The following is a 15695-nucleotide window of genomic DNA, read 5'->3' as shown; positions in this document are numbered from 1 at the left end:
AGATATGTTTCAATATAAGAAAACCGAGCTTTTTCAGAAGTCTGGCTTCAAATCCAAACTTCCGAAAAAGCCCGGAAATACGCCACTTTCTGGCTCTTATTTATCTTTCCTTGACATCAAAACTACCGTCTCCACATGGCACGATACCTTCTGATTGATGTCAGGTTCTGTTCCCGTTCGCGGAAACATATCCTGTCAAAACGGGAACAAGTCCACACCTCTGATATCGCGCATTCACAGCTTCAAACAGATACAATCTGTGACAAAATTGACATTCAAATCAAGGTCTTGACCATTGAAGTCTATGGGAACAAGTCTGTATAAGGCCTTTGCTATCTATATAATGCAAGGCAATTTTACACTGCTGCTCCCTGCCATTGTCTCGACAGTTGAGACAGTGAAAGCCGCTCAAGTTCTACACAATCCATCCGCTCTGACCGCTGATTGGTCATACACTCGCAGGGAGTTGAGTTGCCGGATTTCACCGTCTCGACCTGGCATCCGGTCCTTATTTCTTTGTGTTTTCTTCCAATTCCAGCAGATACTTATCAAAATCAGACATGAACAATCTATCCTGAATCACACGGTATTTTTCAAATTCTGTCTCAGCATGAAGCTTTGCAATTTCTGCGGACACCTTGCCTGCGTCCTGTAAAATGCCATAATCAAACATTTCGATGAAGCTGTTGAGTCTTTTCTCCCAATCCTGCATCGTAAGTGGAATATGCCGCAATGTCATGTTTTCAGCAAAATCCAAATATGCCGTAACCATACGATTCAGCTGCTTCATTTCATCCTGGCTTAGATAATTCTTAGCAACTGTAACATCGCTTTTCTTAATCTTTCCTTCCGGTGCATCTGCCCAGGTGGTTAATCCCATATGCTCTTTTGTGTGATCGGCTCTTTCCACGATCAGCTCAGCTGCTGTATGCCCATGCACTGCGTAATGCATTTTATTCTGAACGGTCGCATAGAATCTTCTCGTCGTTGCAGAATTTTTATCATAGTCAATGGCTGTCGCATACAAGTCAGTGATCTTCTGATAGAACTTTCTTTCGCTGGCACGAATCTCTCGAATGCGCTCTAATTGCTCATCGAAATACTTTTCTGTCAGATACGTTCCTCGTTTCAGCCGTTCATCATCCATGACCCAGCCTTTGATGGTGTAGTCCTTGGCGATCTGGTTTACCCATTTACGGAACTGTACGGCCCGCTCGGAATTGACCTTGAACCCTACGGCAATGATCATCTCCAGGGAGTAGTGATTTGTGCTATAGCTTTTTCCATCTGCGGCAGTTATCCGAAATTTTCGGATAACTGAATCCTCCTGCAACTCACTATCACTGAATATTTTCTTGACATGATAGTTTATGGTCCGAACATCCACATCATACAAAGAGGCCATCATCTTCTGTGTCAGCCATATATTTTCATCCTCGTAGCGCATCTCAATGCTGTCCTGCTGATCTCCCACTGAGGCAACATAGGTCAGATATTCCGCCGCGCTGGAGCGGATGGTTATTTCATCTTTTTTCTTTGCCAAATAGAATGCCTCCCTTCTTCAAATCACTAGATTCAACACTTTTTCTTATGACTACATAGGTCATGCAAATGGCTTCGAAGGCCACAAACACATCATAATCATCGTCGTTTTAATGAATATTACTGATCAGACTAAAGATTTACAAGGCCACCCTAAATATTTGCCAACTGTTGCAACCATGCCTAACCACACTGATAGTCCAGTATCTGGAATAATCTATTGTGTAAGAGCTGCAACAATGGCTGCAACTCACTTGTCATAATGAAATTTCTCCTTTACTCAATAACTCCATCGGTGTCAAAGATATGGTCAAGTTCATCCGTATTTATTGCATGAATAACTTTATCGCGGATGGCCGTCTTAGACATATCTAATCTCTTGAACTTTGGGTTTCCAGCAGCATCTTTGCTCATACGAATAAGCTGAATTTTTCCCACCCCCGGATTCTGCTTTGCATACTCTGCAAATCCCTTTGCTTTTCCAAGATTATCCTTGAAATCAGGATTGTGTGGTTCAAGAATATCAACAACATAACCTTGTACACTGTCTTTTCTTACTACTATAAAATCTGGATAAGTCGGCTTTATTTCACCATTAATTTCATAAGGGATACAAAGCCCCCACGATCCTCTAGAAGGATTACGAATCCAGCATACAAAATCCCCTCGTTTTTCTTCCTCTTCAATAACCCCGGCTTCCCATGTATTCAACTTCATAGTTGCAACACCGGTTATATCACTGACGAAGAGATGATCCCTGTATTCTTTTCCTCCCAATTCATGTGGTACCTGAATTGTCTCCGGCAAACGGAAATTGTGCTTACTCACTGGATCGCCATCAGAAACAATGCTGTCATACTCTTTACGGATTTTCTCTGAGTCTATAGTTGCAATATATCTACGATAATCGTCATTCAGTCCATGAAAGCGTGCCTCCGCATAGGAATGCAATCGATTCATACACTCTTCATCTGCTACGAAAAGGATAACATCGACTTTAAATGATGTCAGATCAGGCAAATCCATGTACTTGTTTCCATAGGCCATACCGATACCTTCTCGACCCAGCTTAACGTCGGCAATCTGGAATTGCCGTTCAATATCAGTATCTGTCGTTGTGAACAAATCATGCACTGAATAATTATCCACGGTTTCTCCAAAAGCATCGAAAATCTGAGTTGCCAACTTGAACTGCTTGACCTGCTGAACAAGATCATCATATTTTCCATCTGCCTTGAGGCCTTCCACATAGCTGTGGATCATCTCAACAATCTCATCCTGAACCTCCCGGATCGCCTCACGATGCAATCTGGACATTGTAAGAAGGTGGGCCATCCTGTACAAAGATTTCAGGTAGTTATTGATCCGAAGTGCTTTAACATTATAAGAAAGCAGACCAGCATCATTAATAAATTTCATAACTTCTTCACGGTCAAACAGATCTTCCTCTTCAGGCGTTTCTGCCTGTTTTGCCTGATAACTTTCCACAGTGCCAGTTTCGGATGACGTTTCCAAACCAGAAGACTGTGGTGTGACTGGTGCAGACTGAACAGAAGCTTTTGTATTTGTGCTCGACTGAATCTGGCTCTGTTCCGCCGTTTCTGCTTGCTGCGCTTGTCTATCAGTGGCTTGAGGCATTTGTATCGGAATCATATCGCTAGCTGACTCTATTGGTCCAGCCGACTGCTGTTTGTCTGCGCTCTGCCCAGAGAACACCTCAAATAGAGTCAGCTGTCCCGGCATCTGCTGCTCTTCCTTTTTCTTCTTTGGTCTAACAGTCAGCGTTTCAAATTTCTTTCCGGACAAAGACTCACCATAAATATCGGTCGGAATGTCTCCACCTTCTGTGCTCTGCAAGGCTTCCACAACGTCTTTGACAGTATTCTCATTGAAGTACGGCAAATAGAGATGCACGTCGTTCAAAACATCATCCACCTGAATATGCATCTGCATCGGCGTTCTTACCATTCGGCCGAGAAGCTGCGCAATGTATGTAGCATCATTAGCGTGTTTAAAGGACATCATGGTCTCTGCTCGCGGGCAATCCCATCCAGTAGAAAGATTCTCTTTGAAGAATACCACGCGGATATTTCTATCCTCAGCAATATTGGATGGTTCCTCATAACACACATCGAGTCCATTAGCAGTTAATGTGGCCGTCGTGCCACCGAAGGTATGAACTACCTGTCCACTTTCCAGCTTAAAGCCGGTACGTTCCTCGATCTTTGCAATACAGTCGTCCAGATTGGTATCCGTCAAAGCATCACCGGTTCCATTTAAAACCTGAATGATTAGGATTGGATTCACATAGGCGTAATGCTGTTCAAAGCAATACTGCGTCCAATGCTCCCACTTTTCTTTCCAATCATCTGCAGCAGCTTGCAAAATGGCCATATCATTATTGACTGTGCCTTCCTCCGGATAGGTGATAATGATTCTATCCTTCAAAAGCCCAGAAGCTCGCACCTCATCCGCCGTCACGATAGACTTGTGAATTGTAGAGGATGTGCCTTCGACCAGTGTATTGAACCTCTGTGTAGTAGCAGACATGCCTATGACAACAGGCATGGGCGGAATTCCGTCCTCATCACTACCCTTAATGAACTTCTGCATGATCGTGGTGGCCTTACTGGCCTCACGTCCCTGCATACCTCTGTGCGCTTCATCGATAATAAAGTACAGCCTGTCGCTCTTCTCCCGAACAGTATTTGCAATCGTCTGCCAAATTGTATAAGTCCTGCCATCTCCATTTTTCGTTAGCTTCGATGTAACAGAGAGCTTTTGCGTATTTAAGAAATAAATATGTCCGTCCTCGAAGTTCTCTTTGTCAAAAGAGTCCTCTGCCACCGTTACACACTGTGAAAGACGGATTTTATCAGCCTTAGAATCTATCTTCATCTTAGACTGCTCATTCAACTGTGGAGAGTCTGAAAGCCAAACGATGATTGCATCCGGCTGCTCCATATATTGTTCATCGCCGAAAAGAATAGACTCAATCATCGCAGACATGATGATGGTCTTTCCAGCTCCGGTCGGTGCAGTGAAAGAAACCACCTGTGGCGCATGTGTTCTATGATAACTGCCCATTGCCTCCGCCGTCTTCATGCGGATATCAACAAGCGCTCTTTTCTGAAATGGGAATAATTCTACTTTCATGCTTACCTCCCCGTATTGATTCTGAAATTATCCAGATAGTCCCTATAAAGTTGATAGCAGTTTTTGCCATCATAAGTACGGATCATCGACCGGTATGCTGTTTCTGAATCCGTCACAATGAAAACTGTCTGGATTTCCGGATGCTGACTTAACTCCGCATCGAACTCGGAATAATATATTTCATCTACCAAAACACCCATCTTGTTCTGTGGCAAAATTAGCATGTTCGGAAGATCATCGTTTTCAAGAGCCGGACACTTGCCAACAGCTCCGCCCTTCATCCAGAGCACCGGAAGGAGCTCTCTGAACTGTCTGCCAAGAGCTACGGAAGTCTTGTCGAGGAAGCTCAATTTGAAGAAGGCTGCGTTTGCCTTAAATCCATCAGCCATTTTTATCTCACAAAGTTCTGGATACATCTGCCTTTTACCTTTACGATAAACAGTTGCCTTTGTCGGCTTCCCTGTGGTTTTCGATACAACAGCTATGGATTCATCTACTTCATAGCAGTCACTCTCAAATCCATAGTAACCCTCTAAAGGTTTTCCCTCGATATCTCGGCCTGTCATGCTGGCCACAGTACGAGGCCATGTCACATGCCGAGCAATTCCAAGGGAATCCCACTGGGGATCACCGGGCTTCAGTCCCTTCTGTGTCAGCTCTTTTGCCTCATCTACTGAGACTTCGTTGTTTGTGACTAAAATGCATCTTCTATTTCCATCATCAACCGCATTAAGCAAATTGACAGCATGAAGCGTCGTTCCAGATCCCGCAAAAAAGTCAACAACAAGAGCGTTCGGTTTATTTGCCAAGAAGAAACGAATAGTATCATGAACTGCATATATCGACTTTGGGAATGTGAATCTACTTGTTCCAAAGAACGATTTAAGAAGGTTTGTCCCGCCAGTACTTGCATCGTGTGACCCAATCCGCCACTGTGTTCCCGTAACAAGAGAGCGCACTTCGGTATCTGAAATTATAGAGCCATCTTCGCGATATCCTGTAATCTCATAAACCCCTGACGTTACTTTAGCAATTTCACCTTTTTTTAGATAATAGACCGGAATGCTGTTATCCTTCTTCTTGCCGAGCATTACAAAACCTTGCTTAATTAGCTCACGCAAATTAGTATTTGCAATCTGCCAGTTTCCTTCTTCTCCGTCTCTGCGAAGAGGCCATACTGCAAAGGTTCCTTCTGGCGCTACAACCTCCTCACGGTTCGTTCCATAATAAGGTTCTCCGACGGAATGAATCTTCTTCCCGTCATTAAAAACAAAAATGGGATAGAACTGATTTACGCTATCTTTTCGCAAATAATTTGATCCAGATCTTATCAGCATAGACCAGCGAAGGTGTGTAACCCTTGTATCGTTTTCATTGACATTTACACGCCACTCATCGCTTAGAGGCAGTCTATTAACCTTTGAACTTCCAAACTGAATAACAAAAATGTATTCATCGACACGTGCAAAGCCATTATCTCGTGCCACGCCTCTCGAATTTGTAAGAGTTGATATCATCTGAATACGTGCATCAGGGAACATTTCTTCGAGCAAGCACCCAAGATGCAAATACTCCTTCTCATCAATAGTGACGAGTAATACAGAGTCTTGTGGATTCAACAGTTTCTTTGCGAGCTTCAGACGCTTCTCCATCATGGAGAGCCATTTGCTATGGCGATAAGCGTCAGAACTATCCACATAATCGTTATTATATTTCCAGTCCTTTGCGCCGGTATTGTATGGCGGATCAATATATATGCAGTCCACCTTTTCTGCGTAGAGATACTCCAAAAGCTGTAGGGCATGGTAATTGTCTGCCTCAATCAGCGTATGCCAAAGACCGCTATCCGGAGCGTTCTCCACGGTATCCAAAGGTTTAAGTGTCGGGTAAATCGGCTCACCAAACTCAGCCACTACTACAAGATCATCCAGCTTGAAGGTCTTCTGCTCGTGTGTCTCGCGGCGGTCGCAGAGTACCTCATCACCGTCCATCTTTACGACAGTATAGATGTCGCTCACATATCCGGTCTTCAGCGCGACCTTGGAGCCGACACGAATTGGCACGTCATAAAGCGGCGTGCACTCCGGCAGATGCTCTTCAAACACCAATCCGAACTTCTTCTGCTTCAGTAATTTATCTGTCTCCTGCAGGATTCTCTCCTTGAGCGCCGGATCGTCAATCTGCTGGATCAGGTCTTGTAATAAAGCCATAACGCCACCTCATTCTTCCGTTATTGTTTTTTCCTTAATATGATAATCCATGCCGTGCTCCTGACAGAAGGAAACCACCTCTGCCGCACACTCATTGTAAAAATGCTTATGCCCTTCGTAGGCGTTTGCTATCTTACTATAGTTCGTTCTCCCGAAAATGATCCGATCTGTAAAAGATACCGCCTCAAGTAGTTCGTGCAGATTCTGTTCAACCATGTTCGGTGTTGGATACGGCTCCATGCTTACCCACGTCTTGCAACCAGCATCGTGAAGTGCTCTCAACGCTGCCAGTCGTTCTGCACAGGGAACGGCACCCGGCTCCATTTGCTCCCGGTACGCTTCATCCAGAGTAATCAGAGTGATCCCATGTTCATTTTCTGAAGAAAGCTCAGCAAGTTCTATAGGTAGCAGTCCTTTCGTCAGAGTCGTGCATTTGATACCCGCCTCGTTTAGTTTTCGGATGGCCGCAATGCTCATCTGCGACACCTCTGGATATCCTTGCATGAATGGATCTGTTGTAAAGCAAAGATGGACAGACTGAATCTTATCCCTCAGTTTTGGAATTTCCTTATCGAGCAATTCAAGCGTATTTGAAACGAGCACCGGTTCAAGCCAGCCCTCATAATCCTTAATCTGCCCGAAGCGCTTTTTCAGCAGGAATGCATAACATGGATATTTACATCCATGCGCACAGCCCTGCACATGATTCATTGTGTAGTCACCATACTCTACCCCTGTTTGATAAAGCATGGATTTTCGTTTTATTGTCTTCAAGGTGCTTTCATCCTCCGCCTACTTGTTCTTTAATATGTAGTCTGCCATCCGCAGTGCAAGTCCTTGCGCTTTCGGACTCTCACTCGCGATGGCAAAGCAGAATAGGAACATCGGCGAATTCCTTCTGTTCCTGAAAATCCGTGCATGCTTTGACACGCATGGAAAGATTGTCCCAAGCCGAGAGAAGATATACTCCTTTATGTGATCTGGATTTGCGTCCTTAACCATCCGATCGTCCTCGCTCTGTCCGGGCTCCGGAAATAGGTCAAAAAGCGTCATCTGGGGATCTTTCTTATAGAATTCCTCCCGCCATCCGGAATCTCCAAGCAATCGATCTATGCAATCCTCCCATTTATCGTACTTTCCGTTTTTCGGCAGCATCCGTTCAAGTGCTGAGAAGGGGAACAGGTACCATACATCTATCGATTTCGTCTGCGCTACATTTTCAAGCGTAGTCCAATTTACCTGCGTCGCATATGGGTCTAAGAACAGCAATCCTCTGTTATATCTCCAGTCTATGCTGCTAATAATCTCCGCGAGCTTATCATTCGCATCGCCACAGTAAATCGTAACAATTCGCCTCATCTGCGGGAACTCGGCGTTTATCATATCCTGAAGTTCTCCCGCCTTCTGAGAGTCCGCTTCTATAAAATAGTAGTGATCGAACTTCTTCTCAGACGCCAGTGCACGCTTAGCGGAGCCCACAAGATACTGCCCGCCGTCGCCGGTCTCGATCTCGCCGGTTCCAGCAAAGGCGTCTATATAAATCTTCTTGAACTTCTGGTTTTGCAGTGCAATCAGGTATGCGTCCAGATAGCTGGTAAAGATATTCAGCTTCTCCTCCGTCCAATTGCCACCAAATTTCTGCGACGTTGCCATAAACTCCAATCACCTCGTCTATCTGAAATTTTATCTCATGAAGAGAAGGAGATCACCGTTTCCTTCTTTCCTGTATCAGGGTGCACAATCTGCTCGACCTTGGCACCAAAGCCCTTTAGTTCATTCTTCACTTCATCTCGGAACCCTTCTGAAGGGAAGATCGGATGATTGTCGAGCAGTTCCCACAGTTCATTTATAGGCACCTGCTTACGCCCTCTAAACGACCGATCCAAATACCTCGCTATATCAACTACATGTAAGCAGGAATCATCCTCTTCAATCACAATCTCGCCATTGAAGTCAAAGGATAGCTGCCTGTTTTCAGCTGAGTGCTTGGTGGAGGATTGTGCTCCGAACACTTTCCATGCACTCTTCTTGTAGAGTCTGAAGCCCACTTTGCTGCTCGTGCAGTGAATCAGGTTATACACGAGCGAGTTTTGCGTGTTATAGAAAGGAAAGGCCGAGACGTAATATCTGCGGAAGCCCTTCAAGGAATCTATGATTTCTTCTACTCTTGCTTCATAGGCTTTCTTATCGCTTCCGTAAGGTACCAGCTTCTCGAAATCCTCCAGATAAGTGTTCTCGTACTTTTCTTTTGTAGTTTTCTTCTTGGCGCTTGTTATCGCCCGCACCGGATCTGAGACCATGTGGTTGATCATGACTTCTCCCCAGTTGCGGAAGAATGGCAGAAGCGCCTCCCAATCAATGGTCGCATCATATGGATCGTAGAGCAGAAAATAATGCAGATGCCCGGTTCCATATAACTGTGGCCCGATAGTAAGAAGCAGCTCATGTGCATCACCGCATGAAGTTACGATCTTAAAATTCCGCTCATCCTGTGGAAGATGCTTTTTCAATTCATCCACTCTGGCCTTGTCCTTATCGTTCAGGTAGATATGGATGTTTTTCTCCGTATAAGTTCTTGCTGCTTCCCTAAGTGCTTCTGAGACACGCACTGCTGTGCCCTTCACGAGGTTCCCATCATCGTCAGTATATATTCCGCTGTTACACATACAGTCGATAAAGATCAGCCCGTTGCAAGAATCATTCAGTAACAGTTTCTGAGCCCATGATTTTATATATTCCTCAATCAGTTCAAACTTCTTGATCGTATGAGGACTTGCTTTACTGATTACGCTCTTTTTTCTGCCGGACATCATATCACTCCTCAAGTAGTTCCATTTTCTTCTGTAGGGATTAGTTCCATGATGTCCCCTATATCGCAGTTCAGCGTTTTGCATACTTTCATTAGCACTTCCATGCTTACTGTCTCGCCCTTCGAGAGCTTGGTTACCGAAGCCCAGCTGATCCCGGCAGCTGCCTGCAAGTCTTTCTTCTTCATGTCTTTGTCAATCAATATTTTCCACAATTTTTTATAACTAACTTCCACGGTAGTCACCTCTCGATTTTCAAAAACGTGATTTTTGCCACTGTACTTCCATAGTATAGCACGAAGCCTTTGTAAAATCAAGAGTAATTCTTCATATACACAAGAATATTCTTTCGTTTCTATTGAAAAATCAGCAGATTTGTGTTATGCTGTGTCCGTATCTTCAAATTTTGTGTTCAAGAAAGGGAGTCTGCTGGCCGTGGGAACGTATAATAACGAGATCGAGCAGTTTATATATACTGTGTGCTACTGCCCCATGTGGGAGGCAGCTTATACATACATTGCAGAGCATCCTTATGCCCTGAATTTATCTTACTCCAGAATTCAGAATCCGGATTCTGCCATTCTTGAGGACATGATCCTCGAATATACAAAGAATATCCGTATAGATGAAGACAGCCTTCTATTTGACGCGGTCGTAAGCTGCACAATCAATCTGACCGAAGATACATACAAAGGCACAGCATCGCACGAAACAAGTCAATGGCTTGTTCTTTCCTGTGTGGCGGTCGTAACTGATAAACTCGAATCTGTTACTGTTATGAATATCTCTGGGTACACCTCTGGCCAACCTCGCAAAACGGATGGTCATGCCGTCTCGAAAAACATAGTTCCGATCTTATACAAAAAGGATCTGGAGGATGAAGTCACAACTTTTCTCCAGCAATATTTCCCGGAAGCACTGGAAAAGCCAATGGCCGTCCCTATTGCTGATATTGCAAAAGATATGGGACTTGAAATTATCCAAGGCAATCGGATCACAGATGATTTCAGTGTTTTTGGAGAAATATACTTCACTGCAGGGAAGGCAACCATCTATGATCTTTTTAAGGTTTCAGAAACAACAATCGATGTAAAGCGCGGCACCATTTTGGTAGATGCCTACACCTTCTGGGAGCGGAATCTTGGGTGCGTCAAAAACACAATCGCCCATGAAGTCTATCACTGGTATAAGCATCGAATGTATGCAGCGATAAAACACGTTCTCTATGGTCAGGACTTCGTTGCATGCCGCTGCCCTTCCAATATGGCATACCCTCAAAAGGATGAGGAGTGGTCTGATATCCAACGTATGGAGTGGCAGGCAAACAATATGGCTCCTCGTATTCTCATGCCTTATCGTACTTTCCGAATGAAAGTAGATGAACTTCTACAGGCATACGATTATGAAAATAGTCCTATAAAACCAGCTATTCTTACTTCTGTTGCCGAGGAGCTGCGTGAATTTTATGGTGTGTCCCGTCAATCAGTATTGATCCGTATGATGGAAACCGGCTACAAGGACGCTGCTACCATCTACCAGTATGACGAAGAATCCCCATACCACGGGTACTTAGATCAGCGTGATGCGTTCTATGCATATCGCACCAGCAGCGAATTCCGCAACCTTGTTAATTCTGGTCTTTTCCGGTATGTGGACGGATACTTCGTTATCAACGACGAGCAGTACATCGAGCGTAACAATGAGGGCAAACCGACCCTTACTGATTATGCATGGGCAAATCTGAACGAATGCACCCTGCAATTTACATGGCAGTCCCTGCGGGCAGATGAGGCAGAAAAACACTTCCCATTCGAGCTGCTTCACCGTGAAACCGGAGAGCGCAAAGCCTCAAAATACGATTCTAAGCAAAGTGCCTCCGCTGTTCAGATGTCCGACGCGCTGCAAAAGAAGCGTGAAGAATTTGAGCGACAGAATGCCGCCAGAAGGATAACTGGTGTGAATAAAACCTGCTGGGAGGTCATCTTTGAGATCGTGCAGTCTCGCGGTCTTAGCAAATCGCATTTCTGTTCTTTGACCGGCCTCGGCGAAGAGGTGTACCGTAAAGCCGAGAAGAACATCGACACAAAGCCAAGTCTGAGAACGATTGTCGCTATAGGCAGAGGACTTGACCTTGATATCGGAACAACTGAAAAGCTGTTGCAGCTTGCCGGACATGCATTTGATGAATCTGACGAGCACCAAGCATTAAAATACTGCATCACAGGATTCTCCGGGATGACCATTGATGATGCAAACGAGTTTCTTGAATCATACAATTATGAGCCACTCGGCTCCAAACAACGCCTGTAAGTAGGCCTAATATACCGCACTTCCGCCTTGGAGGTGCGGTTTTTTTTAATTTTTCCGACTCGCCGAGTCGGATTTTTTATGCCTATATTCCTTACTATCACTGTCTTTCCACAATATCTGTACCCTATTCAAAACTCAGAAAAGCGCCTATTTTAAGGCATTTCCGCGACTCGTCGAGTTTTCTGGTTTTTCTCTCTCCTGACTAAAATGTAATTAGCACGTGGGAGCCATCTGCGCAGGGTGTTTCCGGTTCCACGTGGCTACCGATGACAATCAAATACTGTACCGATCACCGGAAGTGAGGTGCAGCCGAAATGGAGTAATCCTTCGGTATGCCCTCACGCCTGTGGTCTGATTTTGCATGTCTGGAGCTCTCCATTTCGGCAAAAGCCGAAGGAGGGCTTTCATTATGCAAAACAATGACAATCAGAAGACTTACTTTATTTACGTTCGCAGCACCGGCGAAAAGGTGCCGGTCACCAAGGAACAGCACGACTCCTTCTATAAGGAAGCCGACCGCATTCGCCACAAGGAGCAGGACCACGGCAGGTGCATGTGCCCATATCGCTTCATATGGAGCTGCGATGGCGACTGTCTTGACTGCGAATACCATGCTGCAGGCGACATCACCTCACTTGATCAGCCTCTTTCTGATGGCAATGGCACCCTCGGCGACTATATGCCCGACCGTAGCAAGTCTATGGAAGAAATCATCTCCGACCGTATGCTGTTGGAGCAGCTTTTTGCCAGACTGCGTGAACTCGACTCGGATGCTGATACCATCATTCAGTGTTGGCTTGATGATTGCAAGATCTCAGATCGTGCAATCGCCGAGAAACTTGGCCGCCCGCAGCGTACCTTCGCTGATCAAATGAAGAAGATCCGTACAGAGCTCCATAAAATTCGTGGCTATTAATCCTACATATCATATGTAGCAATTCATTCCTCTGGCATCCATCAACCGATGTCCAGAGGGCTTTTATATTTTTTCAAAATTTCTCCGCTCAAATCCGCCACTCATCTCCAGTGGAAGGTGTAAGGCACGAAACAACAAGCCTTAACCATCACAGAAACGGAGGTGAAGCACATGAAGAAGTCCTACTTCGATTCAGGCGGTAACGACACGGAGCTGATTGCAGTACTGAATGCAATCTCCCACGTATCCGCAAGAATGGCGAGAAACATGACAATCCTCGCACAACAAAGACAATCAGAGAAAGGAGAACGTCGCTATGAGCAAAATGAGCGATATGGCTATGACCATCGAAGAGCTGCGCAGTGCAGCCGCTGCTATTAATGAAGCAGCCAACTGGTTAGCAGAACAGTTTGGTGGCACTGCTGGTGAAGCACCTGCCAAAGAGCCTGCTGCCAAGGAAGAACAGAAACCGGATTTGAAGCTTGAGAATGTACGAGCTGTCTTAGCAGAAAAGTCCCGTGCCGGGCATACCGCTGCTATCCGTACATTACTTCAGAAATATGGTGCTTCCAAGCTATCTGCTGTTGATCCGAAGCACTATGAAGCCTTGTTAAAGGATGCGGAGGTACTTGACGATGCCACCTAAAGGACATGCTATCTTATCTGCTTCCTCTTCAGACCGCTGGCTCCACTGCCCGCCTTCCGCAAGGCTCTGCGAGACATACGAGGATAAAGGCAGCGATTATGCTGCGGAAGGCACTGATGCTCACGAGCTTTGTGAGTACAAGCTAAAGAGGGCCCTGGGGATGGATGCCAGTGATCCGACGGAGAATCTCACCTGGTACAACGAGGAAATGGAGGACTGTGCCAATGGCTATGCCGCCTACATCCTTGAAATGGTAGAGGCCGCCAAGGAAAGCTGCGCTGATCCGAAGGTTCTGATTGAACAGCGTGTAGATTTCTCTCGCTGGGTGGAGCAGGGCTTCGGAACCGCTGACTGCATCATCATTGCAGATGGCACCTTGAGAATATGCGATTACAAGCACGGTCTTGGAGTCCTCGTAGATGCGACCGATAATCCGCAAATGAAATGCTACGCGCTTGGAGCCCTGGAGCTCTTTGATGACATCTACGACATTGATAATGTCAGCATGACCATCTACCAGCCAAGGCGTCAGAATATTTCCACCTTTGAAATTTCCAAGGATGAGCTGTACAGGTGGGCGGATGAAGTGTTGAAGCCGACCGCAGATCTTGCCTTTGCAGGAGATGGAAACTTCCTCTGTGGCGAATGGTGTGGTTTCTGTAAGGCCAAGCACGAATGCCGTGCCAGAGCGGAAGCCAATCTTACGCTGGCTCAGTACGATTTCAAGCTTCCACCTCTTTTAGAGGATTCGGAGATTGAATACATCCTCTCCCGCGCAGATGAGCTGGTTGCCTGGGCATCCGATATCAAGGAATATGCTCTGCAGCAGGCCATCAGCGGTAAGGAATGGGCTGGCTGGAAGCTGGTCGAAGGTAGATCCAACCGCAAGTATTCCAATGAGGAGGCAGTCATCCAGGCAGTTACAGATGCCGGGTTTGATCCATATGAAAAGAAGCTCCTTGGTATCACTGCCATGCAGAAGCGTCTTGGCAAATCCAGATTCGATGAGCTGCTTACAGCCTATATTGAAAAGCCGCAAGGTAAACCGACGCTCGTACCGGAGAGCGATAAACGTCCGGCAATGAACAATGCAAAAACTGATTTTATGGAGGAAAATTAAATGAACAAGAATGTAAAAATCAACAATCCTATGAAGGTAATCACTGGTCCTGACACTCGTTGGTCTTATGCCAACGTCTGGGAGCCGAAATCCATCAATGGCGGTACACCGAAGTACAGCGTATCTCTGATTATTCCGAAGTCTGATACCAAGACCATCGCCAAGATTGAAGCTGCCATCGAGGCCGCTTACAAGGAGGGCGAGGCCAAGCTCAAAGGCAATGGCAAGTCTGTACCTGCCCTCTCTGTCATCAAGACTCCGCTTCGTGATGGCGACATGGAGCGTTCGGACGATCCGGCCTACGCCAATGCTTATTTCGTAAATGCCAATGCAACCTCTGCTCCTGGGCATCGTGGATGCAGATCGCAATCCGATTCTTACTCGCTCCGAGGTTTACTCCGGTGTGTATGGTCGCGCCAGCATCAGCTTCTATGCCTTCAACAGCTCCGGTAACAAGGGTATCGCCTGTGGACTTAACAATCTGCAGAAGATTCGTGACGGTGAGCCTCTTGGTGGTAAGGCAAACGCTGAGTCTGATTTCGCATCTGATGAAGATGACGATTTCCTTGACTAATGGAGGTGCCGAGTATGACTGAGTATCAGAACTTTATGCTTCAGGTATGCTTCGGCTGCACCGTCGGATTCCTGATTGGAATCTGGGGTTGCAACATTGCCTTCTTCATCAAGGATCACAAGGAAAAGCGTGTCCAGAAGAAGCGTGAAGCAGAGCTTCAGAAGGAAGCATCCAAGGAACAGGAATAATCTATCAATCCGATGGCGGTGGCCCCACTGCCGCCATCGACATTTTTCGACAAAAGGAGACCATCTATGAATGAATTTGCAGAAATCTTAAATCTATTTATTGCTAACGTCATCGCATACACCTTTTTTGTAGCGGTATATGGCTTCATCATTTATAACGTAGGGAAAATCATTCTCTATCTTATTCGCTATGCGCTGTACTACATCCGTCGTGATATCAAGAAGT

The 15695-nt window shown here is 45.7% G+C and carries 12 protein-coding genes and 1 pseudogene; 6 read left to right on the top strand and 7 right to left on the bottom strand.

Features of this window, described 5'->3' with window-relative positions; all coding sequences use genetic code 11:
• Positions 1-508: 508 nt before the first annotated feature.
• From HW273_RS11245 to HW273_RS11640, 7 genes are all read right to left on the bottom strand, one after another.
• Positions 509-1543 carry a virulence RhuM family protein gene (locus HW273_RS11245; protein ID WP_179012300.1) on the bottom strand — a complete coding sequence of 345 codons (1035 nt, stop codon included), beginning with the start codon at positions 1541-1543 and terminating at the stop codon, positions 509-511.
• 275 nt (positions 1544-1818) lie between these two features.
• Complete coding sequence (locus HW273_RS11240) at positions 1819-4698, bottom strand: DEAD/DEAH box helicase (RefSeq protein WP_179012302.1); 2880 nt, start codon at positions 4696-4698, stop codon at positions 1819-1821.
• A gap of 2 nt (positions 4699-4700) precedes the next feature.
• A complete protein-coding gene (locus tag HW273_RS11235; RefSeq protein ID WP_179012304.1) occupies positions 4701-6908 on the bottom strand; it encodes a site-specific DNA-methyltransferase in 2208 nt (735 codons plus the stop codon).
• A 9-nt stretch (positions 6909-6917) separates the two neighbouring features.
• The gene (locus HW273_RS11230; RefSeq protein ID WP_243206798.1) at positions 6918-7682 is read right to left on the bottom strand and encodes a radical SAM protein; all 765 of its coding nucleotides are present in this window, start codon (positions 7680-7682) and stop codon (positions 6918-6920) included.
• 18 nt (positions 7683-7700) lie between these two features.
• Positions 7701-8561, bottom strand: coding sequence for a three-Cys-motif partner protein TcmP (locus HW273_RS11225; protein ID WP_243206857.1), 861 nt, complete (start codon positions 8559-8561; stop codon positions 7701-7703).
• Positions 8562-8596: 35 nt separating this feature from the next.
• Complete coding sequence (tcmP, locus tag HW273_RS11220) at positions 8597-9718, bottom strand: three-Cys-motif partner protein TcmP (protein ID WP_179012307.1); 1122 nt, start codon at positions 9716-9718, stop codon at positions 8597-8599.
• Between the two features lie 11 nt (positions 9719-9729).
• Positions 9730-9951: a helix-turn-helix domain-containing protein gene (locus HW273_RS11640; RefSeq protein ID WP_179012309.1), complete on the bottom strand. Its 222-nt coding sequence runs from the start codon at positions 9949-9951 to the stop codon at positions 9730-9732.
• Between the two features lie 199 nt (positions 9952-10150).
• Here HW273_RS11640 and HW273_RS11635 point away from each other — a divergent pair, with 199 nt between their 5' ends.
• From HW273_RS11635 to HW273_RS11185, 6 genes and pseudogenes are all read left to right on the top strand, one after another.
• A complete protein-coding gene (locus HW273_RS11635; RefSeq protein ID WP_179012311.1) occupies positions 10151-12025 on the top strand; it encodes an ImmA/IrrE family metallo-endopeptidase in 1875 nt (624 codons plus the stop codon).
• A 409-nt stretch (positions 12026-12434) separates the two neighbouring features.
• Complete coding sequence (locus tag HW273_RS11205) at positions 12435-12941, top strand: sigma-70 family RNA polymerase sigma factor (protein ID WP_179012313.1); 507 nt, start codon at positions 12435-12437, stop codon at positions 12939-12941.
• Between the two features lie 316 nt (positions 12942-13257).
• On the top strand, positions 13258-13587 hold the full coding sequence (locus HW273_RS11200; RefSeq protein WP_179012314.1) for a DNA ligase: 330 nt from the start codon (positions 13258-13260) through the stop codon (positions 13585-13587).
• Positions 13577-14707: a DUF2800 domain-containing protein gene (locus HW273_RS11195; protein ID WP_179012316.1), complete on the top strand. Its 1131-nt coding sequence runs from the start codon at positions 13577-13579 to the stop codon at positions 14705-14707. The genes HW273_RS11200 and HW273_RS11195 overlap by 11 nt, the downstream gene beginning before the upstream one ends.
• A pseudogene (locus tag HW273_RS11190) lies at positions 14708-15281 on the top strand (DUF2815 family protein). It abuts the gene before it with no gap.
• Positions 15282-15295: 14 nt separating this feature from the next.
• Positions 15296-15469 carry a hypothetical protein gene (locus tag HW273_RS11185; RefSeq protein ID WP_179012319.1) on the top strand — a complete coding sequence of 58 codons (174 nt, stop codon included), beginning with the start codon at positions 15296-15298 and terminating at the stop codon, positions 15467-15469.
• Positions 15470-15695: the final 226 nt, after the last annotated feature.

Source organism: Oribacterium sp. oral taxon 102 (assembly GCF_013394775.1).
In the GTDB taxonomy this organism is placed as follows: Bacteria; Bacillota; Clostridia; order Lachnospirales; family Lachnospiraceae; genus Oribacterium.
This window is presented reverse-complemented; position numbering and strand designations above follow the sequence as displayed.